This is a genomic window from Caballeronia sp. ATUFL_F1_KS39 (assembly GCF_023630985.1).
Taxonomy (GTDB): Bacteria; Pseudomonadota; Gammaproteobacteria; order Burkholderiales; family Burkholderiaceae; genus Caballeronia; species Caballeronia zhejiangensis.
Map to the genome: position 1 here is coordinate 74,777 of NZ_JALQDZ010000014.1, position 24,689 is coordinate 99,465.

Genomic DNA, 24,689 nt, shown 5'->3' on the forward strand with positions numbered 1-24,689 from the left:
ATGTGCGGATGCGAATGTCCTGCCTTACGTGCGGCCTGATCGTTCCTGAATGCGGTGCTCAATCGTGCTTGCTCCGCAGCCGGTTCATCCGATGTTCCGAGCTCGGCAGCATGTGCTTGGCCATGCGCGACACCCCGCCGTGCACGCCGCGCGCGAGCCTCGGCAGCGCCCAGCCCGCCAGCACCAGAAACGCGAGAAGCAGCACGAGAAACAGCAGCGGCACGAAGAGCGCGAGCGCGATGCCGGTGACCGCGCCGACATCCTCGGTCGCCGACGCCGCCCAGTTCGACACCGGCTCCGGCGACAGATTGATGAGCGCCCGCGTGCCCGCCTTCGCGAAATGCGATGCACCGGCGAGCGTGCCGCCCGCGAGCGCGGCGATGGTGAGCATGGCGGGATCGGCGTGGCCGAGGGAGCCGGCGGCGAGCACCGCGCCCGCCGGAATGCGGATGAACGTGTGCACCGCGTCCCACAGGGAATCGAAGGCGGGAATTTTATCGGCGAGAAATTCGACGACCGCGAGCACGCCCGCGACGCCGATCACCCACGGCGAGCCGAGCACCGCAAGCGAATCCGGCAGATGAACGATTCCCATGCGCTGGAACATGCCGGCGATGAAAACAGTGAGATACAGGCGCAGCCCGCTCGCCCATGACAGGCCCGCTGCGAGCGAAAGTGACTCAAGCATTGCCGTCTCCCTTAATGCCGCCAGCTGCCGGCGTTCGCCGCTACGGGACGATTTGCCGACTGAAAAGAGCGGTCTTTGCGGCAGATGCCGGAAGAAGCCGCCTACATCCGCGAAGATAGAACGAAAACACGCAAAACGTTGCGCTCAGACAAATGCGGATGACCTCGAACCATTATATCCACGCAAATACGCGCGGTGCAGCACGGTTCAAGCGATTGGCGTTCCCGGCGCCCTCAGTGTCCTGACGAGAGCTTGAGCCCGATCAGCCCGGCGACGATCAGCACCGCGCTCAGGATGCGCGCCGCCGACAGCGCTTCGCCCATGAACACGATTCCGAAGACGAACGCGCCGACCGCGCCGATGCCCGTCCAAACGGCGTAGGCCGTGCCGAGCGGCAGTTGCTTCATGGCCATCGCGAGCAGGACGAAGCTGCCGAGCGCGGTGATGACGGTAAAGACGGACGGTCCGAGCCGGGTGAAGCCTTCGGACGATTTGAGACCGGCCGCCCAGGCGACTTCCAGCAGACCGGCGACGAAAAGAAGAATCCAGGACATCGAGCGACTCCCTTGAAAAATGGGGCCGTCCCCGACGAAACGATGCGCATGCGGTCGTCCGCATGGCTTAGGCGCGAAAGCCGAAGATTGTACCAAACGGGTGCATTCGCGGCACGCGCACGCGGCGCTTCGCCGCGCGGCGTGTGGTCGCGTTCCTTGAAACCATGCTATTAAGGAGAAAAGCGCCCGCGCGAGGCGCGCCTTTCGACACATCCGCTGCAAAAAGCCTGAACAAGGAGCGTTCATGGATATCGACTCGGTCCTGCTCTCCCGCTTCCAGTTCGCGTGGGTCGTCGCCTTTCACATTCTGTTGCCGGCCTTCACGGTCGGTCTGTCGTGCTTCATCGCGACGCTCGAATTCAACTGGTGGATCACGAAGCGCGACGTCTATCGTCGCCTGTCGGCGTTCTGGCTGAAAATTTTCGCGGTGTCGTTCGGCATGGGCGTGGTGTCGGGCATCGTGATGCCGTTTCAGTTCGGCACCAACTGGAGCCGTTTTTCGGATGCGACCGCGAACGTCGTCGGCCCGCTGATGGGCTACGAAGTGCTGACGGCGTTCTTCCTCGAATCGGCGTTTCTCGGCGTGCTGCTCTTCGGGCGCAAGCTCGTGCCGCAGTGGGCGCATGTGATGTCGGCGATTTTCGTCGCGGCGGGCACCGTGATCTCGTCGTTCTGGATTCTCGCCGTCAATAGCTGGATGCAGACGCCGCAAGGCCACCGCCTGCTGCCGGACGGCCGCTTCGAAGTGGTGAGCTTCTTCGACGTGATCTTCACGCCGTCGTTTCCGTACCGGCTCGGGCACACGGTGAGCGCGTTTCTCGTGACGGCCGGCTTCGTGATTCTCGGCGTCGGCGCGATGTATCTGCGCCAGCGCCGCGCGCTCGAGGAAAGCCGCGTGATGGTGAAGATGTCGCTGATCTTTCTCATCATCATGGTGCCGGTGCAGATGGTGATCGGCGACGCGCATGGACTCAACACGCTCAAGCATCAGCCGGCCAAGCTCGCGGCGATGGAAGCGCTCTGGGAATCCGGCACGCGCGTTCCGGCCAATCTCTTCTCGATTCCCGATCAGGACGAGGAACGCAATCACTTCGAAATCTCGATTCCGGTGCTCGGCAGCATTTATCTCACGCACGACCCCAACGGCTACGTGCGCGGCCTCAAGGACTTTCCGCGCGAGGACCGGCCGCCCGTCGCGGTCGTGTTCTTCGCGTTTCACATCATGGTCGGCATCGCGCTGCTGATGTTCGCGCTCGTGCTGTGGGGCATCGTGCAGTTCGCGCGCGGGCGCATCGAGACGAGCACGCGCTGGCTGCGCGCGGCGACGTGGGCGATGCCGCTCGGCTTCATCGCGGTGATCGCCGGCTGGACGACGACCGAGGCCGGCCGTCAGCCGTGGACCGTCTACGGCATCCTGCGCACGAAGGATTCGGTGACGCCCTCGCTCACCGCCGCCGATGTCGGTCTCTCGTGGCTGCTCTATGTGCTCGCCTATCTCGTGATCTTCGGCGCGGGTTTGTTCCTGCTGCGGCGGCTGGTGCGCGTCGGGCCGGCCGAAGTCGGCCATGCGCACGAAAAGGACGAACTCGATACGAAGGCGCGCGCGGCGCGTCCGCTGTCGGCGGTATCGGCGGGCGCGAACGGCGCGACGCCCCGCGTGAGCGAGGACGACATCGTGCCGCCCGGCCGCGGACGCAAATAAGCAACGAACCGGAGAACGCGATGCTCGATCTCGTGCCGCTGTGGGCCGCCATTCTCGCGCTGGCGGTGTTCATGTATGTGCTGCTCGACGGCTTCGATCTCGGCGTAGGCATGGTTTTTCTGCTGCGCCGCGACGCCGAATCGCGCAATCTGATGATCAACTCCGTCGCGCCCGTCTGGGACTTCAACGAGACCTGGCTCATTCTCGGCGGCGGCGGATTGTTCGCGGTGTTTCCGCTCGCGTTCGCGATCATCGTGCCGGCCGTTTATTTCCCGATTCTCTTCATGCTGCTCGGGCTGATCTTTCGCGGCGTCGCGTTCGAATTCCGCGAAGTGACCGGCGCGCGCAAATGGCTGTGGGACGATGCGTTCGGCTGCGGCTCGCTCGTCGCGACGTTCTCGCAGGGCATCGTGCTCGGCATGTTCATCCAGGGCTTCCCGATCGAAGGCCGCGTCTACGCCGGCACGAGCTGGAACTGGGTCGCGCCGTTTCCGTTGCTCGTCGGCGTGGGGCTGATCTTCGGCTATGCGCTGCAAGGCACGACGTGGCTCGTGCTCAAGACCGAAGGCGAACTGCAGGACTGGAGCCGCAAGATGGCGCGCTATGCGCTCATCGGCGTGATCGCGTTCATTCTGCTCATCAGCCTGTGGACGCCGCTCAAGGACGCGCGCATTGCCGCGCGCTGGTTTGCCTTCCCCGACAGCCTGGCGTTCGCGCCGGTGCCTGTGCTCACCGTGCTGCTCGCGTGGACGCTCTGGTCGAGCCTCGCGAAAGACCGCGACGTAATGCCGTTCCTGTGCTCGATCGGGCTCTTCTTTCTCGCGTTCACGGGGCTCGTCATCAGCCTGTGGCCGTTCATCGCGCCGCCTTCGGTCACGCTCTGGGATGCGTCCGCCGCGCCCTTGTCGCATCAGTTTCTGCTGATCGGGACGATGTTTCTGCTGCCCGTCCTGATGATCTACGTGATCTGGTCGTACTGGGTGTTCCGCGGCAAGGTACGCGGCGACATGGGTTATCACGCGGAATAGTCAGAGCTTCTGCTGCGTGGCGAGCGACAGGATGCGCGCCCATTTGTGCGCCTCGCCGCGATCGCGCATCGGCAGCGTCCATTCGCCGTGCTTCGCGTCCCGCACGTCGAGCACGACCTGCCACGCGCCGTTCGTTCCATTCGCCTGCCGCATGCGCGCGCCGCGCAGGTCCGCGAAGATATAGCTGCCGCGCTCGTCGCCGACGCGCACATCGCACAGACGCTTGCCCGCCGCGACCCGCACGCCGCCCCAGTCGGATTTGAGTTCGTGGGTCCAGTCGCCGTGTTCGCCTTTGCGCAGATTCGGCGCGATCTCGCGGCGGCTCGCGAGCCAGCGCATCACGCCCGCCGCGATGATCGCCAGCACGACGATCGCAACCGCCACCGCGACGCCGAGGCCGAAGTGCGCGTATAGCGCGTCGAACGACCATATCGCGCCGTAAATCAGCAATCCTAAGACGATCAGTCCGACGACGATGGGCATCGCGCCTCCCGCACGCTCAATCGATGAGACCGCAGCGTATCACTGCGCCTTGTGCTTCGCGTTCCAGTCGCGCAGCGCCTGCAGCGTGTTGGCGACGTGCTGGTCCGGCGACAGGCTCGTGTATTCGTAGATGACGCGGCCGTCGGGCGCGATCACGTAGGACACGCGATTGGCCATCGTGCTTTTCATCGGCATAGAGGCGTCGTAGGACTTGATGATCTTCGAGTTTTCGTCCGCCGCGACCGGAAACTTGCTGCGGCATTCGCTCACCGAAAACTTCTTCAACGTATCGATGTTGTCGTGCGACACGCCGATGACCGTCGCGCCTTCGGCCTTGTACTGATCGACCGCTTCCGCGAACTCATGCGCCTCGATCGTGCAGCCCTTCGTGAACGCCGCCGGATAGAAGTACAGCACGACCGGGCCTTTCTTGAGGGCATCGGCGAGCGAATAGTCGTACACGTTGCCGCCGAGCGACGCCTGCGCGGTGAAGTCGGGCGCGGCATCCCCGGGCTTGAGCGTCGCGCCTGCGACGAGCGGATAAACGGCCGCGGCCGCGGCCATCGCCAGAACAGCAGCCGCTTTCATACCGGAAAATCTTTTCATGCGCGCTCCTTTCGAAGACCTCGTTCATGCAAAGACGCCGGCTATGCGTCGTCCTCGCCCTGATCCATCCGGTGTTGCGCGAACCACGCCGCCGCTTCGAATTGCAGTTTCGCGAGCACCGCGGGCGTGAGCACGTCGAGCGATGGCTGCGCGTGCCGGCTCGCGTCGATGGCGGGCGCATCGCCCCGCTCGGCAGCCCGCGCGATGCCGAGCAGCGCGCCGAGCAAGCCTTCGCCCGCGAGAATGGCCGTGCGGATTTCGGCCGCCAGATGGAGCTTATCGAGAATTTCCACGGGCTGCATGTTCAGCACGACATGCACGAGCGAGAAGATGCCGGTCATGAACGCGGCGTCGGAGAAGGCTTCGTCGGCGGGACGCAGCTTTTCGGCCGCGAGCTCCAGGAAGCGCGCGCGCGTGCCGACGAGTTGCAGCAGCGGATCCGAGCGCCACGGCAAACCGCTGCCGTCCGCGTAAAGCAGCAGCTGCGCCCAGCGCATCAACTGGCGCGTGCCGGTCGCGGCGATCGCCTCGCGCAACGACGACACGCGCCGCCCGCGCGTCTGCGCACTCGAATTCGCGAGACGCATCAGCTGCACGACGATATCCGGATTGCGCTTCAGTTCCGCTTCCAGCTCGCGCAGGCCCGGCTCGCCGGCGAGCACGGCCATGAGGCGCAGGAGCGAGCCGCGCGCCGGGCTCTCGCGCCGCGCCGAAAGCACCTGCGGCCGCGCGAAGAAATAGCCCTGAAAGAGATCGAAGCCGAGACGTTTGGCGCGCGTCAGATCGTCGAACGTCTCGATCTTTTCCGCCACGAGCAGCTTGCCGCGCCGCTTCACTTCCGCAGCGAGTAGCGGCAGATGCCGATCGTCCGCGGCGAGGAAATCGACCTTGACGATATCGACGGTCGGCAGCGCGGCGTGCAGCGCGTCGTCGAGCTTCACGACGTCGTCGAGCGCGAAGTGAAAGCCCGCGTTGCGCAACTGCGCGCAGCGTTTGAATAGCGACTCGTCGAACGTGATGCTTTCCAGCAGCTCCAGCACGAAACGCTCGGGCTGCATGATGTGGACGATGTCGTCGAACAGCAGCTCGCGGTTCATGTTCACGTAACCGGGATGCGGCCCGAGCACCGCCGGCACGCCCATCTCGCCGATCGTGCGCGCGACGACATGCGCGGTCGCCTGGACGTCGTCGTGGATGCGGGCGCGATTGTCGGGGCTGTCGCGAAAGAGCAGTTCGTAGGCGACGAGCGCGCCTTCGCCGTCGAGGATCGGCTGACGCCCGACATAGACGCTTTGCCCGCGCCGCGCCGATGCCGCGCGCTTCAGGGAAGAATCGGGCATGGCGCGGACCGGTCGGATGCGCGCGGCGGCGCCGTGAAGCGTTGCGTGATGGCCGGCTCGATGGCCTTGGCTATGGCACAGGCCGGCCGCTTGGTGGATTCGATCATGGGGCGAACGAGTCGAACGGAATTCTGATGGTCAACAGCACGGCGAAAGCCCTGCGTCCGGCGGCACACCGACGAGAGAACGGGTTCCCGGCCGCAAACGCGCCACTGTAACCGAATTCTCCTGACGAGATAATATGAAACCTCATATCGACAATAACTGGACATTCTTGATGCCGCGATGCGCCCGCCGCATCCGCGCCGCCGGTTAAAGAAATCCCCGATCGCGCCGATAACTCGCCTGATAGAGCGTGTCGCGCCTCATTGCGGCACGTCCCGGCCGGAACCCGCGAGGCGCGTGTTCCGCGCGCCGCCGCCTGGCCGAAAAAGCAGGCGCTGCCGCCAGAAACCAACGAGACCATGCAAGCGAACCGGATCAACGTCTCCCGCCGCGCACCGTGGCGCATCGCGCTCGATGCGCTCTCTCGCGCATGGGGAAGCGCCGCGCGCGAGCGGCATCCCGAGAGCGCCGGGGAGCCGCCCGCGCCCGCGACATCGCCCGGGGCCGGCGCGCCGGATGCGCCCGTCGCCGCCGTCGCGAATGCCCTGACCGACGCGTCCGAGGCCACGCTCGGCGCGGTCGACTTCCTCGCCCAGCTCGACGACGCGCTGCGCTTCCAGTATGTATCGGATGCGAGCATCGAGTTCATCGGCTATCACCGCGATTATCTGAGCATGCTGACGCTGCACGATCTCGTCGCATCCGAGGAAGCCGACGAGCTGCATGCGCTCGTCGCGCGGGCGCGCGTGAGCGGCAAGCTCGAATCGGCGACGCTGACGGTCGTGAAGTCGCTCACCTATCCGATCTGCGTCGAGTTGCGGCTCGTGTCGACGGCCGCGCGCGGCATGCCCGGCTTCGCGCTCGCCGCCTTCGACGTGACGCACTGGCGCGAGCGCGAAGCGGCGCTCGTGCATACGATCAATCACGATGCGCTGACGGGCCTCGACAATCTCATCGCCCTGAAGGCCGCGATCGTTGCGGCGCAGGACGAAGCCGAACTCACGCGCACGCACGCGGGACTCGTGCTGCTCGACATCGACGATTATCAGCGCATCAACCGCGCGCTCGGCTACGACGCCGGCGACGAGCTGCTGCGCGAAACCGCGCGGCGCATCCAGCATACGGCGGGACACGGCGAGCGCGTCGCGCGCGTGGCCGGCGACGAATTCGCCGTGCTGCTGCCGCCCGGCACCACGGCGGAACTCGCCGAAAGTCTCGGGCGGCGCTTGCTCACCGCGATCGCGCAGCCCTACCGGCATCGCGGGCAGCACACGCATTTGTCGGCGAGCGTGGGCGTCGCGCTGTATCCGGATCAGGCGGGCAGGCTCGCGCAAAGCGAAGCGCAGACCAACCTCTTGCGCATGGCCGATCAGGCGCTCGCGCAGGCGAAGGAATCGGGCGGCAATGCGCTCGTCTTCCACACGATCGACGACAACCCCGCTGACGCCGAGCGCCTCAAGCTCGAAGCGGACCTGTACGAAGCCGTGCGCAACGGTGAGTTCTCGCTCTACTTCCAGCCGATCACGAAGATCCGCACGGGCGCGGTGGTCGGCGTGGAAGCGCTGATGCGCTGGAATCATCCGGTGCACGGGCTCGTGCCGCCGTCGACGTTCATTCCGCTCGCGGAATCCATCGGCCTCATCAATTATCTGGGCAACTGGGTGCTGAAGGCCGCGTGCATGCAGATCGTGCAGTGGGACGCGATCGGCATCCGGCTCGATTACGTGTCGGTGAACGTGTCGCCGCAGCAGTTCCGCGACAAACGATTCACCGCCGCAGTGAAGGAAGCGCTCGCGCTCACCGGCATCGACGCGCGGCGGCTCGTGTTCGAGATCACCGAAAGCCTTTTGATGCACGATCCGGAGGAAGCGACGCGCCTGCTCGAAACGCTGACGACGATCGGCATCCGCTTCGCCGTCGACGATTTCGGCACCGGCTATTCGAGCCTCGCCTATTTGCAACGTTTTCCGCTCTCGAAGCTCAAGATCGACCGCAGCTTTGTCGAGAACCTGATTACGTCCCGAAACAATCGCGCGATCGTGAGCGCGGTGGTCGGGCTGGCGCAATCGCTCGGACTGGAGCTGGTGGCCGAAGGCGTCGAAACCGAGGCGCAGCGGGATTTGCTCGCGGACCTCGGATGCGACCATATTCAGGGCTGGCTCATCAGCCATGCGTTGCCGTCGGACGAGCTGGCGCGCTCGTTCCAGTCGCATTCGCTCGTATTGCACGAGACATTATGAACGGACGATTGTTCGTGTTTTAATCGAAGCACGCGCCGTAACTCCCTAATAACGTGTACATTTCGTTGTTGGGTGCTGGATTGCAGGACCGCCTCGGGTTAGCCGTCGCGTAACGAACGAGTTCTTATTTTTTGCAATGGCACGCACCAAGGCCGAACTACTGGACAAGCTGTGGTCGCGCATGAGCGAGCGCGGGGATTTCCCCATGCTGTCTCAGGCGCTGCGCTCGACTGTGTCCGCAATGAGCGATGACGACCTCGACTTCACGTCCCTCGTGCAAGTCGTGCTGTCGGACGTCGGCCTCACGCAGAAGGTGCTGCGGCTCGCCAACTCGGCGATGTACATCGCGTTCGGCGGCAACATCACCACCGTCACGCGCGCGTTGATGGTGCTCGGCATGGACGCCGTCGGTCATCTCGTCGTCGGGTTGAAGCTCGTCGACCACTTCCATCAGAGCGCGCCGCGCCGTATCGACGCGAAGCTCGAACTGAACCGCACCCTGCTCTCGGGCGCGGTTGCGCGGCAGCTCACCGAGCACAAGGACTTGCGCTCCGCCGAGGAAGCGGTCGTCTGCACGCTGATGCGGCAGATCGGCAAGCTGCTCGTCGCGTTCTATCTCGAACACGAGTGGGATCAGTTGCGCCGCAAGGCCGCTTCGGAAAACATCCCCGACAGCGCCGCCTGTGCCGCGCTGCTCGGCGTCACCTTCGACGAGATCGGCCTCGAAGCGGCGGACCGCTGGCGTCTGCCCGAGACGATTCGCGAAGGCATGCGCGCGACCGATCCGAACGCGCCTGTCGATGAAACCGTGCCGAAGCACGTTCGCTGGCTGCGCGCGATCTCCAACTATTCGACCGAAGTCGCGGACGCGCTCACGGCGCAAAACGTGGCCGCGGACGGCCGCGAATCGGTGCTCTTCGATATCGCGAACCGCTACACCGGACCGCTCAACACCGACGCCGACACGCTCACGTCGATGAGCCTCGCGCTCGCGAACGAAGAAGCGAGCGACGGCGTGATGCGCGAGATCTCCGAGCTGCAGGCCAACGCCGATGCCATGGCGCGCGCGAACGTATCGGCGGAGGCGCGCATCGGCGCGAGCGTCGCGGACTTGCGCTCGTTGCCGTCGAAGAATGCGCTCGCGCCGGCGCTCGCGCTCGCGTCGGAATCGATACTCGGCAGCCTGCATCTGTCGCGCACCGTGGTGTTCGTGCGCCAGGCCAACAACGAATTCCACGCGCGTCTCGGCCTCGGCGCGGGCGTCGAGCCGATGTTGCCGAAACTGCGCTTCTCGGCGGAGTTCCGGCCCGACGTGTTTCATCTCGCGATCAGCAATCCGGTCGGCATCTTCATCGAGAACGCGCACGACGCGCGCATCGACGCCCGCCTGCCGCGCTGGTACAAGGAGACGCTCGGCGAAGCGCAGGCGTTCGTCGTGCTGCCGGTGAAATCGAACGATACGACCGTCGCGCTGATCTACGGCGACTGGACCTCGCCGCAACACGTGCGCAAGATCTCGCCCGCCGAGATGAGCGCACTGAACGAGCTCACGAAGGAGCTGAGCCGTTTTTTCTTTAGCGCGAACTGGAAGGAAGTCGAGCTCATCTGAGCGGCTTCCTTCTTGCGCGCAGACCCCTTCCTCCGCCTTATTCCCGCTTCAGAATCGCCACGGCCTGCTCGCCGTATCGCACGATATAGCCGCCGTGCGCGCGCTGCCATTCGCGTGCTTCCGATTCGTTCGCAAACCAGTTCTTTTCGTAGTCGTTGAACGCGCCGGCGTCGAGCCGATAGCGGTCGATCGCCGCGTCCGGCTGTTCGTCGATGTGGGATTTGCACGCGTCCCAGCCTGGGTAGCCGAGTTCGACGGCGAGCATCGAAAGCAGATGCTTCAGTTGCAGATCGTCGCGCATCGCGTGCAGATCGGCGAGGCGTTCCGCGCGCGTGACGTTCGTCGCGAGCAGGCGGCGCAGAACGGGCATCGACGCGCTCGTATCGCCGTCGCGGGCGTGACGAAGCAGACGCCGCGCATGTTCGCGCAGATAGTCGCTATTGGAAACGGAAGAAGAGATCGGACAGGATGTAGACCACATGACGTTGTTCCTTTGTTGCGCCGTTCTCGCTGCGGCTATAAAGGTTCGACGTTGCGGTTCGATCCAAAGTTGAGGTGCTGCACGGCAGGTGCGTAAGACTTTCGCGAGACCGGGCGCCCTGCCGCGCCCGTCCGCGATTCTATCCTCAAGCCTTGCGTCAGGCCAACTGGAATTTTCCGACGAGCGACTTGAGCGCGCGCGCCTGATCGTCGAGCGATTGCGCGGCGGCCGCCGCCTGTTCGACGAGCGCGGCGTTCTGCTGCGTGTTCGCGTCCATCTTCGTGACGGCCTCGCCGATCGACTCGATGCCCGTCTTCTGCTCCGCCGATGCCGCCGAGATCTCGCCCATGATGTCCGTGACGCGGCGCACGGCCTTGACGACTTCCTCCATCGTGGCGCCCGCTTCCTGCGCGTAGGTCGAGCCGTCCGACACGCGCGACACCGATGTATCGATGAGCCCTTTGATCTCCTTCGCCGCCGACGACGAACGCTGCGCGAGACTGCGCACCTCGCCCGCGACGACCGCGAAGCCGCGTCCCTGCTCGCCCGCGCGCGCCGCTTCGACCGCCGCGTTCAGCGCGAGGATGTTGGTCTGGAACGCGATGCCCTCGATCACGCCGATGATGTCGCCGATGCTCTTCGCGCTCGCATCGATGCGCTGCATCGTTTCGACGACGCGGCCCACGACCGCGCCGCCCTTCTCCGCGATCTCCGACGCGCTCGCCGCGAGCGTGCTCGCCTGCTTCGCATTGTCGGCGTTCTGACGCACCGTCGACGTGAGCTGCTCCATGCTGGCCGCGGTTTTTTCCAGCGCGACGGCCTGCTCCTCGGTACGGCGCGACAAGTCGACGTTGCCCGTTGAAATCTCGCTCGATGCCGAAGCGATCGCCTCCGCGCTCGCCGCGATATCGCCGACGGTCGACGACAGTCCCGCCTGCATTTCGGAGAGCGCGTGAAGCATCGACGCGTCGTCGCGACGCTTGAGCTTGACCGGATACGCGAGATCGCCCGATGCGATGCGACGCGCGATGTCCTTCGCATAACCGGGCTCGCCGCCGAGCTGGCCGGCGAGACGCCGCACGACCCATTCGGAGACGACGATCGCGAGCGCGAACAACGCGAGCGTCAGCACCGACACCATCACGAACGACGAATGGAAGATGAACGCGGCGGATTCGATCGTCGCCTTGGCTGCGGCGCCGCGGCGCGCGACGAGTTCATCGACCATCTTTTCGAGCTTGCCCGTTTCGACGAGCAGCGACACGTCCTGCATGCCGACTTGCCAGTTCATCTGCGAGAGATCGAGCGGTTGCTCCTTCACGAGCTTCACGAACGTCCGCAGATTCTCGGCCCACTTGCCGAGCGCGATCGAGAAGTTCTTTTGCTGCGCGAGCGCGTCCTTGTCGGCGTGATCGATGTATTGCGCGAGCTGCGCCTGTTCACGTCCGATTTCGGCGAGCGATTGCTCGATCTGCGCGCCGAGATCGTCGCGCTCTTTCGCCGTGCTCGCGGTGAGCAGCATCTTCTGCGACCGGCTCGCGCGCAGCAGATAGCCGCGCGTTTCCTCGGCCGCGCGGCTCGCGACGTAGCCTTGCGTGTAGATGGATTCGGTCGCGCCGTTCAGACGGCTGATCTGCGTGAGCGAAATTGCGCCGATGACGAGCGTGCCCGCGAGCACGAGTCCGAAAGCCAGCCTGAGCGATGCCTTGACTGATAGCGTGCGCTTCGCTTCGTCATGCGCCTTGAAGCCCGCGTCTTTTGCGCCGCGTAGCGAAAACAGTTTCATCGATCGAATCCCCGAATTTGTTCTTTGGACTTGGCCGTCGTGAGGCGTGTCCTGGTCTGATCCCTGCCGGGAATACGGCAGGTTTGCGGGCTTTCTTGAGCCTTTTTTTAGCAGGAGCGCACGTTCGTTCGCTCCGCCGTCGCTTCTTATAACCGGCCAAAAAACCTTGCGTGCGACGAAATCGCAGCTTGATTCGCTGCCGATCCTGTCCGATTCGCGACAAAGCTTGGCAGGACAACGCGTCGGGGACAGCCTACACTTGTCAGAAATTCAGTCTGCGCATAAATGTCGCACTGACAAAAGATCGATTCCGAGACGCTTTCCTGCTTTCACAAGCCATCACTATGCAAACGAGCATCGACAAGGGCGCTTTGTCGCCTTCCGGCGCATCGGCCGGCGCTTCCGCCAACGCTTCTGCAAACGCTTCCGCCGCGACATCAGCGGGCGCGCAACGCACCGTTTATTCGGTTCTGGGCGCGATCAGCTTTTCGCACCTTTTGAACGACATGATCCAGTCGCTGATTCTGGCGATCTATCCGATGTTCAAGAGCGAATTCGCGCTCACGTTCGGACAGATCGGTCTCATCACGCTCGTGTATCAGGTGACGGCTTCGCTGCTGCAACCGCTCGTCGGCCTGTACACGGACAAGCATCCGAAGCCGTATTCGCTTCCGGTCGGCATGGGCTTCACGCTGTCGGGTCTCTTGCTGATGTCGGTCGCGGGCAGCTTCGGCACGCTCTTGATCGCGGCGGCGCTGGTCGGCTGCGGATCGTCGGTGTTTCATCCGGAATCGTCGCGGGTGGCGCGCATGGCGTCGGGCGGCAAGCACGGTCTCGCGCAGTCGCTCTTTCAGGTCGGCGGCAACGCCGGTTCGTCGTTGGGTCCCTTGCTCGCCGCGCTGATCGTCATCCCGCACGGGCAAAAGAGCATCGCGTGGTTCTCGGTGGCCGCGCTCGTCGCGATGTTCGTGCTGGCGAATATCGGCCGCTGGTACAAGCGTCATCCGGCGACGAAGAAGGGCCGCGCGCAGACCGCGCACGCGACGCTGCCGCGCAACAAGGTCGTCATGGCGATGAGCGTGCTCGTGCTGCTCGTGTTCTCGAAGTACTTCTATCTGGCGAGCATCACGAGTTACTTCACGTTCTATCTGATCAGCAAGTTCGGCATCTCGGTGCAGGCCGCGCAGATCCATCTGTTCGTGTTCCTCGCGGCGGTGGCGGCGGGCACGATCATCGGCGGTCCGGTCGGCGACAAGGTCGGGCGCAAGGCGGTGATCTGGGTGTCGATTCTCGGCGTCGCGCCGTTCACGCTCTTGATGCCTTACGCGAACCTGTTCTGGACGGGCGTGCTGTCGGTGATCATCGGGCTCGTGCTGGCATCGGCGTTCTCGGCGATTCTCGTGTATGCGCAGGAACTGATTCCGGGCAAGGTCGGGATGGTCGCGGGCTTGTTCTTCGGATTCGCGTTCGGCATGGGCGGCGTGGGCGCGGCGGTGCTCGGGCATCTCGCGGATGCGACCAGCATCGATTATGTGTACAAGGTTTGCGCGTTCCTGCCGTTGCTGGGCGTGTTGACGGTGTTGTTGCCGAAGACGCATGAGGGGAAGGCGAAGGCCTGAGCGCACGCGATGACGATCACAACGGGCACGCCGGACCGCGTGCCCGTTGTGTTTTGGGCGCTCAGTTTCCCAACGCCTCCCTCACCTGCATCAACGCGCCCGGATCCTCGATCGTCGGCAGCTCGCCCGGATCGCGCCCTTCCGCCAACGCCGCGATCGCGCGTCGCAGCAGCTTCCCCGAACGCGTCTTCGGCAGCATCGTCACGAAATGCACGCGCGCCGGACGCGCGATCGCGCCGAGCTGCGAATCCACCGCGTGACACAACTCCGCTTCCATGCCCTCGCGCGCGCCCGGCGCATTGATGCGATCCGCATCGCGCAGCACGACGAACGCCGCGGCCGCCTGCCCCTTCACGGAATCGGCGATGCCGACCACCGCGACCTCCGCGACCGCCGGATGCGCCGACAACGCCTCTTCGATCTCGCGCGTGCCGAGCCGATGCCCCGCCACGTTGATGACATCGTCGGTGCGGCCGAGGATCGACACGTAGCCGTCCTCGTCCTGCACACCCCAGTCGAAGGTCGAATAGACCATCTGATTCGGCACGCTCTTCCAGTACGTGTCGACGAAGCGCTGGTCGTCGCGCCACACCGTCTGCATGCAGCCCGGCGGCAGCGGATACGCCAGCGTGACGACGCCCTTCTCGCCGGGCGCGCAGGCATCGCCGGTCGCTTCGTTGCGCAGCGTGAGATTGAAGCCCATCGACGGTACGCCCGGCGAGCCGAGCTTCGACGGCAATTCTTCGATGCCGCGCGGAATCGCGATCATCGGCCAGCCGGTTTCCGTCTGCCAGTAATTGTCGATGACGGGCTTTTTCAACGCGCTCTGGATCCAGTGCGCAGTCGGCTCGTCGAGCGGCTCGCCCGCGAGAAACAGCGTGCGCAGGCTCGACAGATCGTATTTCTCCATCAGCGCCGGATCCTGCTTCTTCAGCACGCGGATCGCGGTCGGCGCGGTGAACATCAGATTGATCTTGTACTGCTGGACGAGCCGCCACCAGATGCCGCCGTCGGGACGAATTGGCGTGCCTTCGTACATCACGGTCGTGAGGCCGGCGATCAGCGGCGCATAAATGATGTAGCTGTGCCCCACGACCCAGCCGATGTCCGATGCGGTGAACATCGTGTCGCCCGGCGCGCCCTGAAAGATGTGCTCCATCGATGCGGCGAGCGCGACCGCGTAACCGCCGACATCGCGCTGCACGCCCTTCGGCCTGCCCGTCGTGCCGGACGTGTAGAGCACGTACGACGGCTCGTTCGATTCGAGCCATTCGCACGGCACGTGCGCGTCGAAAAATTGCTCGCGCAGCGGTTCGTACGCGACGAGATAACTCGCCTGCAAGCGCTCGGGCGCGAGTTGCCGGTCGATCAAGAGCACTTGCGGCACCTTGTATTCGGCGCGCGAGAGCGCTTCGTCGACGAGCGGCGTGTAGTCGATCACCTTGCCCGCGCGCGCGCCGGCATCGGCGGTGACGATGAGCGCAGGCTCGGCATCGTCGATGCGCGCCGCGAGATTCGGCGCCGCGAAGCCGCCGAACACGACCGAGTGGATCGCGCCGATGCGCGCGCACGCGAGCATCGCGAAGAGCGCTTCGGGAATCATCGGCAGATAGATGAGCACGCGATCGCCCTTCTTCACGTGCAGCGAGCGCATGACGGCTGCCATGCGGTTCACTTCCGCGTGCAGCTCGGCGTAGGTGTAGCGGCGCTCGATGCCCGTTTCCGTCGATACGTAGACGAGCGCGTCCTGTTGCGCACGCGACGCGAGATGCCGATCGACGGCGTTATGGCACAGATTGGTCTTGCCGCCGACGAACCACCGCGCGAACGGCGGCTTGCTGCGGTCGAGCACCCGCTCGAACGGCGTCTGCCAGTGAATGCGACGGGCCTGTTCGGCCCAGAACGCTTCGGGCTCGTCGATCGACCGTCGATACGCTTCTCGGTAAGTCGGCATGCGCGTCCTCTGCAAAGCGGCGTTGGCTGAGCCCTGAGCATAGAGCAGCCGTCCAACCCGCGCCAGACCGGGCGCGCCCTGATCGGTCCGGCGCGTCAGAGCGCCCGGGTTCGGGCTGAGGCGCGGCCCTCGGACGCGGTGTGCTTGAGCAGCACCGGCGCAAGCTCGCCCGCGACGCGCATGCTCGACACGACGACCGTTCGTACGCCGCATCCGTCCGTCAATGCGCGCAGCGTTTCTCGCGTGCTCGCGCGCGCCTCGATGCGCGGTTCGATCAGGATCAGGCCGCGGCAGTACGCGGCCAGCATCGCGCGATGCGTGCGCATCCACGCGGCGCGCAGACGGGCGTCGTCGGCGGTTTCGTTTGCGTCGTGCTCGGCCACGAGAACGAAAGGCGTCGCGAGGGACACGAGACGGCGCATCTGCGCGCCCCATGCGAACGCATAGCCCGGTTTCACGGCGCGCGGACGCAGGCGCACGAGCGGGAATCGGCTCGCGTCGAAAAGACGCTCGTCGAGTTCGATGGATTTCGGTGCAAGGTCGGCGGCGTTCACAGCGGTTTCGGACTCCAGTAGTTGAGCGCGGCGACGAGCGACGGCCAGCGGGAACGCCGCGGCACCACGCGTTTCTTGGGCTGCGTGGCGCGTGGCGCGCGGCGAGCCAACTCCTGCGCCGCCTGCGCCGCCTGCGCCGTCGCCTCCGTCCACGCGCGGCGCGTGGTTTCGAGCACCTTCGCGGCGTTCGCCGAAACAGCGCAACGCTCGCCCCGCTCGCCGCTTTCGGACGCCGGGCGCGCTTCGCCCATCGTGCCGATGGCGGTGAAATCGTTGGTCATGTCGTCGGGCCTCCTGTGTCTGCCTCACGGTGTGCGAGTCATTGTATTGAGAATCATTCTCAACTACAAGCAGGATTTTCGACGATGCGCGGCCCGTGGAAAGCCGCGTCCGCGTGGGATTCGGCGCTCGATCAGCCGGCAGCGCGGAGAAAGCGCGACAAAATGCCCGACGAGTAAGTCGCGGCGATCGACGTCAGAAATTCGGTGAACGATAGCGGCGCGGGGGGGTCCGCCGCATCGGAAATGGTCCGCACGACCGCGCACGGCACGCCGTGCTCGTAGCAGACCTGCGCGATGGCCGCGCCTTCCATTTCGACCGCGAGCGCGTCGGGCAGCGCGTCGCGCAAGCCGAAGAGCGCGTCGTGGCTCGCGATGAAGCGATCGCCGCTCACGATCAGCCCGCGATGCGCGCGCGGCCCGGCGACGGCGAAGCGCTCCGTCAGCGTACCGCCCTCGTCGGCGATGAACGCATCGGCGGCGGCGGCGAGCGCATCGGAAAGCGCGCGATCGGCCTCGAAGCGCGCGCGGTCGAGCAGCGGCACTTCGTAGCGCGGAAAGAGCGGCGATGCGTCGAGATCATGCTGCAGCAAAGCATCGGCGATGACGACATCGCCCACTTGCACGTCCGCCCGCACGCCGCCCGCGACGCCTGTGAAAACGATGGCATCGGTTTCGAACACATGGATGAGCGCGCTCGCGGTCGCGGCCGCCGCCACCTTGCCGATGCGCGCGAGCGTGACGACGGCCGGCAGCCCATGCGCGTCGCCGACGTAATACTCGCGCTGGCCGAGCGTCACGGTGCGAACTTCGCCTGCCGAGCGCATCTGCGCGATGAGGTCGCCCAGTTCCTGCGGCAGCGCCGCCATGATGCCGAGCCGCTTCGTCTTCATTCGACGGCCTGCAGTTTCGCCACGGCCAGCGCGAGCCACTTTTCGCCGTGGCGCTTGAAGCGCACTTGCGCGCGCGCGTCGCCGCCCGAGCCTTCCAGCGCGGTCACGGTGCCTTCGCCGAACTTCGTATGGAACACGGCCTGGCCGACCTTGAAGCCGGATTCCGCCGCGCGCTGCTCGTTGGCGAACGACGGCAATGCCGCGCTGGCGCCCTGATCCCGCGCATAACCGGAAGAACCGCCGCGCTCCTGTCCGGGACGCGCAAACCAGTCGCGGCCCCAGCCGGCGTTGTCGGCGCGTCCGCCCCAGCGCGCGCCCGCCTCCATCTTCGGCGTGAGCCACTTGAGCGAGCCTTCGGGCAATTCGTCGAAGAAACGCGAACGGATGTTGTAGCGCGTCTGGCCGTGCAGCATGCGGCTCTGCGCGAACGACAGATAAAGCCGCTCTTTCGCGCGCGTGATCGCCACGTACATGAGACGCCGCTCTTCCTCCAGCCCGTCCGATTCCTGTGCGCTGTTCTCGTGCGGGAACAAGCCCTCTTCCAGCCCGGTGATGAACACCGCCGTGAATTCGAGGCCCTTGGCCGCGTGCACGGTCATCAGTTGCACGGCGTCCTGGCCGGCCTGCGCCTGGTTGTCGCCGGCTTCGAGCGATGCGTGCGACAGGAAACCGGCGAGCGGCGTCATCGTGTCGGGATTCTGCGCGGGATCGGCGATGCCGGGCGCATCGAGCACTTCGATCTCGCCGTCCTCGCTGACGATCTCCGGCAGCGCCGACGCGCCCGGACGCAGCGGAATGGAGCGCGCGGGCGTATCGAGCCCGTAGCCTTCCTCGCTGACGAACGCCGCCGCCGCATTCACGAGTTCCTGCAAGTTCTCGAGCCGATCCTGGCCCTCGCGCTCGGTTTCGTAGAACGCGGCGAGACCGCTCGCGCGCACGACGTATTCGACGGTTTCCGGCAGGCTCATCTGCTGCGTTTCGGCGCGCATTTTCGCGATGAGCGTCGCGAATGCGCCGAGGCTCGTGCCCGCCTTGCCGGTGACGTACGGCACGGCGGCGGCCATCGAACAGTTGTAGAGACGCGCCGCGTCGGCCACTTGCTCGATGGAGCGCGCACCGATCCCGCGCGTCGGGAAATTGACGACGCGCGCGAAGGCGGTGTCGTCGTTCGGATTGTCGATGAGACGCAAATACGCGAGCGCATGCTTCACTTCCTGCCGCTCGAAGAAGCGCAGACCGCCATACACGCGATACGGAATGCCCGCGTTCACGAGCGTATGTTCGATGGTCCGCGACTGCGCGTTGCTGCGATAAAGCACCGCGACCTCGCCGCGCGACACGCCCGTATTGATGAGCGCCTTGATTTCCTCGACGATCCAGCCCGCTTCCTGCGAATCCGTTGCGGCCTCGTAGACGCGCACCGGCTCGCCGTGTCCCGCGTCGGTGCGCAGATTCTTGCCGAGCCGGTTGGCATTGTTGGCGATCAGATAGTTCGCGGTATCGAGAATATGGCCGTGCGAGCGATAGTTCTGCTCCAGCTTGATGAGATTGCGCACGCGGAATTCGCGCTCGAAATCGTGCATGTTGCCGACGTTCGCGCCGCGGAACGCGTAGATCGACTGGTCGTCGTCGCCGACCGCGAAGATCGCGTTGTGCTCGCCCGCGAGCAGCTTGAGCCACGCGTACTGCAGCTTGTTCGTGTCCTGAAACTCGTCGACGAGAATGTTGCGAAAGCGCGCCTGATAATGCGCGCGCAGCGGCGGATTGTGCGCGAGGAGTTCATAACAGCGCAGCAGCAGCTCGGGAAAATCGACGACGCCTTCGCGCTGGCATTGCTGATCGTAGGCTTCGTAAAGCTCGACGAACTTGCGATTGAACGCATCGGTGGCGTCGACGTCTTTCGGACGCAGGCCCTGCTCCTTCGCGTTGTTGATGAAGTACTGCAGATTCTTCGCCGGATACTTCTCGTCGTCGACGTTCAGGCCTTTCATCAGCCGCTTGATCGCGGACAGCTGGTCGGCCGTGTCGAGAATCTGGAATGTCTGCGGCAGGCCGGCGTCGCGGTAATGCGCGCGCAGCATGCGGTTGCACAAGCCGTGAAACGTGCCGATCCACATGCCGCGCGTATCGATGGGCAGCAGCGCGGACAGGCGCGCCATCATCTCGCGCGCGGCCTTGTTCGTGAAGGTGACGGCGAGCACGGTCGGCGGCGACGCGTAGCCCTGCTGGATCAGCCACGCGATGCGCGTGATGAGCACGCGCGTCTTGCCGCTGCCGGCGCCCGCGAGAATGAGCGCGGGCTCGTCCGGGAGCGTCACGGCGGCGAGTTGTTCGGGATTCAGATTCGCGAGCAGGTCGGGCATGGGAAAGAGGCGTCGAGGTAAGCGAGCATTATAAATGTCCGGTTCTTCGACGACTTTCCGCGTCGCCCATCGCAGCCGACACTCGATTACGGCGCAGACGGCCTACTTTCCATGGATTGTTGCATTTTCTGGGCCGCGTCCGCGCCTAGCGTATTTCGCACACGTCCGTTCACAAGCGTGTTCAGAAATTTGTCATCGAAGCCATTCGCCACTTTCCAGGCGTCCCGATCCCGCTCGAACACGAATTCGCCCTTGAGCTGCACGTATGGCATCGCACCGATAACGCTCAACAGATCGTCCTTATAGTCGACCAAAACCGGACATGCGTAGGAATGGTCATCGATCCTGCGGCAATCCGCTGCCGGAAGCACGCCGATGACCCTCGCTTCCATCGTCCTCGGCACATCTTCCCCGTACACCGGTTTGTGATGCGACGGCGACCGTCTGCCCACGCGATCGTCGATTCCCTTGATTCCCGCGATGACCGCCGCGCGAATCGCGTCGCGGCCGAGCGGGGCGCCCAGCGCCTTGTTCAGCCCGGCCTCGTTGTAGCGCGCGGCCACGTATTCGTACGGATAGGTGTGCACTTCGAACTCACCATTCTTTTCCCTGGGCCGGATCACGTAGCTTATGGGGCTCGTCGCCTCCCCCGCTTTGATGACCGCTGTGCAACCGCGCGATCTGTCGCCATCGTCGTAGCCCACTTCCTGGAAATCCGAAAATCGTGGCGTCAAATCGCGGTCATCGTTCAGCGACAGGCCCGGACGCTTCGTGGCGAGATCGGTCTTCGATTGAACGCCGATCCGGAACAGCGCGTCCTTCGTGCTGGTTGCCGCGCAGGATGGCGTGCTCGCCGACCAGAGGGTGTAGGCCCCGACCGCCGCGAAGATCACGCAAAACGCCGATGCGTATCCGATCATGCGACGTTTCACCTTCTTGCGCGTGCGCGCGGCGAACGCCGCGAATGGCGCCCGGAAACGCGGGTCGATCTGCCCGACGACCGACTCGTACTGCAACAAGTCCTCGGGCGCCTTGTCCGTCTCCAGCGTTTCCACGAAACGGACCGCCGCCGCTTCCGCCGCTTGCTCATCCAGGAAACCTTCTTGAATGAGCCAGTCGAGCATCGCGCGCGCGGAATCGAAGCGCAGGTCGATCTCGGACATCTGGTCCATCGACTCTAGCACCCGCAGGGCCGTTTTATCGTCGATATAGCCGCAACTATTCAACGCTGCCAAAGTCTGCAAGCGGACCATGCCCGCGACGCTAACCTTCTGACACTCCTGATCTGTGGTCATCTCGCCCCTTTCTCTTGCGCCACTCGTGCCGGATGCACGCGTGCGAATCCGCCAGCGTAGAACCATGGCTTTTTGCGATACAGGGACAGAGCGCGCTTTTGACAATTACTTCCAGATATCGCTCTTACGGGGCACTCGGGCACCGTACGAGTAGGCCACGTGGGCACCGCTATAATTGACGGATTCCCTGCTTTCAGATCTAGACGAACGACGACATGAGCGACAACACACTGGCAAAAAGCTTCGAGCCTCAAAACATCGAGTCCCAATGGGGCCCGGAATGGGAAAAGCGCGGATACGCCGCTCCCACGTTCAAGGAAGGCGCGAAGAATTTCTCCATCCAGTTGCCGCCGCCGAACGTCACCGGCACGCTGCACATGGGGCACGCGTTCAACCAGACCATCATGGATGGCCTGACGCGCTATCACCGCATGCTGGGCGAAAACACGCTGTGGGTGCCGGGCACGGACCACGCGGGCATCGCGACGCAGATCGTCGTCGAACGCCAGCTCGATGCGCAAGGCATCTCGCGCCATGACCTCGGCCGCGAAGAGTTTCTGAAGCGCGTCTGGGCGTGGAAGCAGCAATCCGGCTCGACCATCACGAATCAGGTTCGGCGTCTGGGCGCATCGATCGACTGGTCGCGCGAATACTTCACGATGGACGACAAGATGTCGGCCGCCGTGCGCGACGTGTTCGTCACGCTCTATAAGCAAGGGCTGATCTATCGCGGCAAGCGGCTCGTGAACTGGGACCCGGTGCTCGGCACCGCCGTGTCCGATCTCGAAGTCGTGAGCGAAGAAGAAAACGGCAGCCTGTGGCACATCAACTATCCGCTGCCGGACGGTTCCGGTCATCTGACGGTCGCGACCACGCGCCCGGAAACCATGCTGGGCGACACCGCCGTGATGGTGCATCCGGAAGACGAGCGTTATCAGCATCTGATCGGCAAGACGGTGACGTTGCCGCTATGCGATCGCGAAATCCCGATCATCGCCGATGAATACGTCGATCGCGAATTCGGCACCGGCGTCGTCAAAGTCACGCCCGCGCACGACTTCAACGACTACGCCGTCGGCCAGCGCCACAAGCTGCCGCAGATCGAAATTCTCACGCTCGACGCGAAGATCAACGACAACGCGCCTGAAAAATATCGCGGCATGGATCGCTTCGACGCGCGCAAAGCCGTCGTGAAAGATCTCGAAGCGCTCGGCCTGCTCGAATCCGTCAAGCCGCACAAGCTGATGGTGCCGCGCGGCGACCGCACCAACGTGGTCATCGAACCGATGCTGACGGACCAGTGGTTCGTCGCGATGAGCAAGCCGGCGCCCGAAGGCACCTTCAATCCGGGCAAGTCGATCACGGAAACGTCGCTCGATGTCGTGCGCAACGGCCAGATCAAGTTCGTGCCGGAGAACTGGACGACCACCTACTATCAGTGGCTCGAAAACATCCAGGACTGGTGCATTTCGCGCCAGTTGTGGTGGGGCCATCAGATTCCCGCGTGGTACGGCGAGAACGGCGAGATTTTCGTCGCGAAGACCGAAGAAGAAGCCCGCGCCGAAGCCGACGCGCAAGGCTACAAAGGCGCACTCAAGCGCGATGAAGACGTGCTCGACACCTGGTTCTCGTCCGCGCTCGTGCCGTTTTCGTCGCTCGGCTGGCCGAACGAGACGAAGGAATTGAAGGCGTTCCTGCCGTCGTCGGTGCTCGTGACAGGCTTCGACATCATCTTCTTCTGGGTCGCCAGAATGGTGATGATGACCACGCATTTCACCGGCAAGGTGCCGTTCGACACCGTCTATGTGCACGGACTCGTGCGCGACGCCGAAGGCCAGAAGATGTCGAAGAGCAAGGGCAACACGCTCGACCCGATCGATATCGTCGATGGCATCGACCTCGAATCGCTCGTCGCCAAGCGCACGACCGGCCTCATGAATCCGAAGGCCGCCGCGCAGATCGAGAAGAAGACGCGCAAGGAATTCCCCGAAGGCATTCCGTCGTTCGGCACCGACGCGCTGCGCTTCACGATGGCCTCGATGGCCACCCTCGGCCGCAACGTGAACTTCGATCTCGCGCGCTGCGAGGGTTATCGCAACTTCTGCAACAAGCTCTGGAACGCCACGCGTTTCGTGCTGATGAACTGCGAGGGCCACGATTGCGGTTTTGCGAATCCGGGCGCGTGCAAGCCAGGCGATTGCGGCCCTGGCGGCTACACGGATTACTCGCAGGCGGATCGCTGGATCGTGTCGCTGCTTCAGCGCGTGGAAGCCGAAGTGGAAAAGGGTTTCGCGGACTATCGTTTCGACAACGTCGCGAGCGCGATCTACAAATTCGTGTGGGACGAGTACTGCGACTGGTATCTCGAACTCGCGAAGGTGCAGATCCAGACCGGCACGCCCGAGCAGCAGAGGGCGACGCGTCGCACGCTCTTGCGTGTGCTCGAAACGGTGCTGCGCCTCGCGCATCCGATCATTCCTTTCATCACGGAAGCGTTGTGGCAGAAGGTTGCCCCTCTCACCGACGCCTTCCCGCAAGGCGCGAAGGAAGGCGAAGTCTCGATCATGACGCAGCCTTATCCGCGCGCCGAGCAGAAAAAGATCGATGAATCGTCAGAACAGTGGGCTGCCGAACTGAAGAGTGTCATCGATGCATGTCGTAATCTACGTGGCGAAATGAATCTGTCGCCCGCGGTGAAGGTGCCGTTGCTCGCGCACGGCGACGCGGCGCGCCTCACCGCGTTCGCACCGTATATCGCTGCCCTCGCGCGTCTTTCCGAAGTGAAGATCATCGACGACGAAGCCGCCCTCGACAAGGAAGCTCATGGCGCGCCCGTCGCGATCGTCGGCACGAGCAAGCTCGTGTTGAAAGTCGAAATCGATATCGCCGCGGAACGCGAGCGCCTGACCAAGGAAGTGGACCGTCTGACGACCGAGATCGCAAAATGTAACGCGAAACTCGGAAACGAAAGCTTTGTTTCAAAAGCGCCGGCCGCTGTCGTTGAACAGGAGCGTAAAAGGCTGGCAGAATACGGAACCACTATCGAGAAGCTTCAGGCCCAATTATTGCGTCTGCCTGCTTGAATTTGAGGGTTCGAATCATTTATCGATC

19 protein-coding genes are annotated in these 24,689 nt (G+C 64.3%); 6 read left to right on the forward strand and 13 right to left on the reverse strand.

Features of this window, described 5'->3' with window-relative positions:
• Positions 1-58: 58 nt before the first annotated feature.
• Positions 59-688: a DUF4126 domain-containing protein gene (locus tag NCR93_RS09150; protein WP_008341929.1), complete on the reverse strand. Its 630-nt coding sequence runs from the start codon at positions 686-688 to the stop codon at positions 59-61.
• Between the two features lie 233 nt (positions 689-921).
• Positions 922-1,242, reverse strand: a complete 321-nt coding sequence (gene sugE, locus NCR93_RS09155) for a quaternary ammonium compound efflux SMR transporter SugE (RefSeq protein WP_008341930.1) — start codon at positions 1,240-1,242, stop codon at positions 922-924.
• Between the two features lie 244 nt (positions 1,243-1,486).
• Between sugE and NCR93_RS09160 the strand changes: the two genes are divergently transcribed.
• Both NCR93_RS09160 and cydB read left to right on the forward strand, forming a co-directional pair.
• Positions 1,487-2,944: a cytochrome ubiquinol oxidase subunit I gene (locus NCR93_RS09160; RefSeq protein WP_175982722.1), complete on the forward strand. Its 1,458-nt coding sequence runs from the start codon at positions 1,487-1,489 to the stop codon at positions 2,942-2,944.
• Between the two features lie 20 nt (positions 2,945-2,964).
• Complete coding sequence (gene cydB / locus NCR93_RS09165; protein WP_175982723.1) at positions 2,965-3,972, forward strand: cytochrome d ubiquinol oxidase subunit II; 1,008 nt, start codon at positions 2,965-2,967, stop codon at positions 3,970-3,972.
• Here cydB and NCR93_RS09170 read toward each other — a convergent pair whose 3' ends face one another.
• From NCR93_RS09170 to NCR93_RS09180, 3 genes are read right to left on the reverse strand one after another with little or no spacing between them, the layout of a single operon-like run.
• A complete protein-coding gene (locus NCR93_RS09170) occupies positions 3,973-4,455 on the reverse strand; it encodes a hypothetical protein (protein ID WP_250532204.1) in 483 nt (160 codons plus the stop codon).
• Between the two features lie 39 nt (positions 4,456-4,494).
• Entirely contained in the window at positions 4,495-5,061 is a 567-nt protein-coding gene (locus NCR93_RS09175; protein WP_051996614.1) for a peroxiredoxin, read from the reverse strand.
• A 41-nt stretch (positions 5,062-5,102) separates the two neighbouring features.
• A complete protein-coding gene (locus tag NCR93_RS09180; protein WP_175982725.1) occupies positions 5,103-6,401 on the reverse strand; it encodes an EAL and HDOD domain-containing protein in 1,299 nt (432 codons plus the stop codon).
• 464 nt (positions 6,402-6,865) lie between these two features.
• On the opposite strand from NCR93_RS09180, the gene NCR93_RS09185 reads away from it, so the two are divergent.
• Both NCR93_RS09185 and NCR93_RS09190 read left to right on the forward strand, forming a co-directional pair.
• Entirely contained in the window at positions 6,866-8,746 is a 1,881-nt protein-coding gene (locus tag NCR93_RS09185; RefSeq protein ID WP_175982726.1) for a putative bifunctional diguanylate cyclase/phosphodiesterase, read from the forward strand.
• A gap of 136 nt (positions 8,747-8,882) precedes the next feature.
• Entirely contained in the window at positions 8,883-10,355 is a 1,473-nt protein-coding gene (locus tag NCR93_RS09190) for an HDOD domain-containing protein (protein WP_008341937.1), read from the forward strand.
• Between the two features lie 37 nt (positions 10,356-10,392).
• Here the strand turns inward: NCR93_RS09190 and NCR93_RS09195 are convergent, their stop codons facing one another.
• Together NCR93_RS09195 and NCR93_RS09200 are read right to left on the reverse strand one after the other, a co-directional pair.
• Entirely contained in the window at positions 10,393-10,836 is a 444-nt protein-coding gene (locus NCR93_RS09195) for a hypothetical protein (RefSeq protein ID WP_008341938.1), read from the reverse strand.
• 157 nt (positions 10,837-10,993) lie between these two features.
• Positions 10,994-12,622, reverse strand: a complete 1,629-nt coding sequence (locus NCR93_RS09200) for a methyl-accepting chemotaxis protein (protein WP_175982727.1) — start codon at positions 12,620-12,622, stop codon at positions 10,994-10,996.
• A 344-nt stretch (positions 12,623-12,966) separates the two neighbouring features.
• Between NCR93_RS09200 and NCR93_RS09205 the strand changes: the two genes are divergently transcribed.
• Complete coding sequence (locus tag NCR93_RS09205; RefSeq protein WP_008341940.1) at positions 12,967-14,241, forward strand: MFS transporter; 1,275 nt, start codon at positions 12,967-12,969, stop codon at positions 14,239-14,241.
• Between the two features lie 61 nt (positions 14,242-14,302).
• Here the strand turns inward: NCR93_RS09205 and NCR93_RS09210 are convergent, their stop codons facing one another.
• The 6 genes from NCR93_RS09210 to NCR93_RS09235 all read right to left on the reverse strand — a co-directional run bounded on the left by NCR93_RS09210 (position 14,303) and on the right by NCR93_RS09235 (position 21,578).
• Positions 14,303-16,195 (reverse strand): propionate--CoA ligase, encoded by a 1,893-nt coding sequence (locus NCR93_RS09210; protein WP_034473029.1) that lies wholly within the window; start codon positions 16,193-16,195, stop codon positions 14,303-14,305.
• A 95-nt stretch (positions 16,196-16,290) separates the two neighbouring features.
• Positions 16,291-16,749 carry a hypothetical protein gene (locus NCR93_RS09215; protein ID WP_034473027.1) on the reverse strand — a complete coding sequence of 153 codons (459 nt, stop codon included), beginning with the start codon at positions 16,747-16,749 and terminating at the stop codon, positions 16,291-16,293.
• Positions 16,746-17,030, reverse strand: a complete 285-nt coding sequence (locus NCR93_RS09220; RefSeq protein ID WP_175982728.1) for a hypothetical protein — start codon at positions 17,028-17,030, stop codon at positions 16,746-16,748. Before NCR93_RS09220 ends, NCR93_RS09215 begins: the two co-directional genes overlap by 4 nt.
• A 131-nt stretch (positions 17,031-17,161) precedes the next feature.
• Entirely contained in the window at positions 17,162-17,920 is a 759-nt protein-coding gene (locus NCR93_RS09225) for a 5'-methylthioadenosine/adenosylhomocysteine nucleosidase (protein WP_250532205.1), read from the reverse strand.
• Positions 17,917-20,283, reverse strand: coding sequence for a UvrD-helicase domain-containing protein (locus tag NCR93_RS09230; protein ID WP_008341949.1), 2,367 nt, complete (start codon positions 20,281-20,283; stop codon positions 17,917-17,919). The genes NCR93_RS09225 and NCR93_RS09230 overlap by 4 nt, the downstream gene beginning before the upstream one ends.
• A gap of 86 nt (positions 20,284-20,369) precedes the next feature.
• Entirely contained in the window at positions 20,370-21,578 is a 1,209-nt protein-coding gene (locus tag NCR93_RS09235; protein WP_175982730.1) for a hypothetical protein, read from the reverse strand.
• Between the two features lie 215 nt (positions 21,579-21,793).
• Here NCR93_RS09235 and NCR93_RS09240 point away from each other — a divergent pair, with 215 nt between their 5' ends.
• Positions 21,794-24,661: a valine--tRNA ligase gene (locus NCR93_RS09240; protein ID WP_239295368.1), complete on the forward strand. Its 2,868-nt coding sequence runs from the start codon at positions 21,794-21,796 to the stop codon at positions 24,659-24,661.
• Positions 24,662-24,689: the final 28 nt, after the last annotated feature.

Coding starts and splice junctions, on each gene's coding strand:
- NCR93_RS09195 (WP_008341938.1), bottom strand. CDS start 10,836: ATGTGGTCTACATCCTGTCCGATCTCTTCTTCCGTTTCCAATAGCGAC.
- NCR93_RS09185 (WP_175982726.1), top strand. CDS start 6,866: ATGCAAGCGAACCGGATCAACGTCTCCCGCCGCGCACCGTGGCGCATC.
- NCR93_RS09230 (WP_008341949.1), bottom strand. CDS start 20,283: ATGCCCGACCTGCTCGCGAATCTGAATCCCGAACAACTCGCCGCCGTG.
- NCR93_RS09180 (WP_175982725.1), bottom strand. CDS start 6,401: ATGCCCGATTCTTCCCTGAAGCGCGCGGCATCGGCGCGGCGCGGGCAA.
- NCR93_RS09150 (WP_008341929.1), bottom strand. CDS start 688: ATGCTTGAGTCACTTTCGCTCGCAGCGGGCCTGTCATGGGCGAGCGGG.
- NCR93_RS09240 (WP_239295368.1), top strand. CDS start 21,794: ATGAGCGACAACACACTGGCAAAAAGCTTCGAGCCTCAAAACATCGAG.
- sugE (WP_008341930.1), bottom strand. CDS start 1,242: ATGTCCTGGATTCTTCTTTTCGTCGCCGGTCTGCTGGAAGTCGCCTGG.
- NCR93_RS09170 (WP_250532204.1), bottom strand. CDS start 4,455: ATGCCCATCGTCGTCGGACTGATCGTCTTAGGATTGCTGATTTACGGC.
- cydB (WP_175982723.1), top strand. CDS start 2,965: ATGCTCGATCTCGTGCCGCTGTGGGCCGCCATTCTCGCGCTGGCGGTG.
- NCR93_RS09160 (WP_175982722.1), top strand. CDS start 1,487: ATGGATATCGACTCGGTCCTGCTCTCCCGCTTCCAGTTCGCGTGGGTC.
- NCR93_RS09235 (WP_175982730.1), bottom strand. CDS start 21,578: ATGACCACAGATCAGGAGTGTCAGAAGGTTAGCGTCGCGGGCATGGTC.
- NCR93_RS09190 (WP_008341937.1), top strand. CDS start 8,883: ATGGCACGCACCAAGGCCGAACTACTGGACAAGCTGTGGTCGCGCATG.
- NCR93_RS09225 (WP_250532205.1), bottom strand. CDS start 17,920: ATGAAGACGAAGCGGCTCGGCATCATGGCGGCGCTGCCGCAGGAACTG.
- NCR93_RS09210 (WP_034473029.1), bottom strand. CDS start 16,195: ATGCCGACTTACCGAGAAGCGTATCGACGGTCGATCGACGAGCCCGAA.
- NCR93_RS09200 (WP_175982727.1), bottom strand. CDS start 12,622: ATGAAACTGTTTTCGCTACGCGGCGCAAAAGACGCGGGCTTCAAGGCG.
- NCR93_RS09205 (WP_008341940.1), top strand. CDS start 12,967: ATGCAAACGAGCATCGACAAGGGCGCTTTGTCGCCTTCCGGCGCATCG.
- NCR93_RS09175 (WP_051996614.1), bottom strand. CDS start 5,061: ATGAAAAGATTTTCCGGTATGAAAGCGGCTGCTGTTCTGGCGATGGCC.
- NCR93_RS09220 (WP_175982728.1), bottom strand. CDS start 17,030: ATGACCAACGATTTCACCGCCATCGGCACGATGGGCGAAGCGCGCCCG.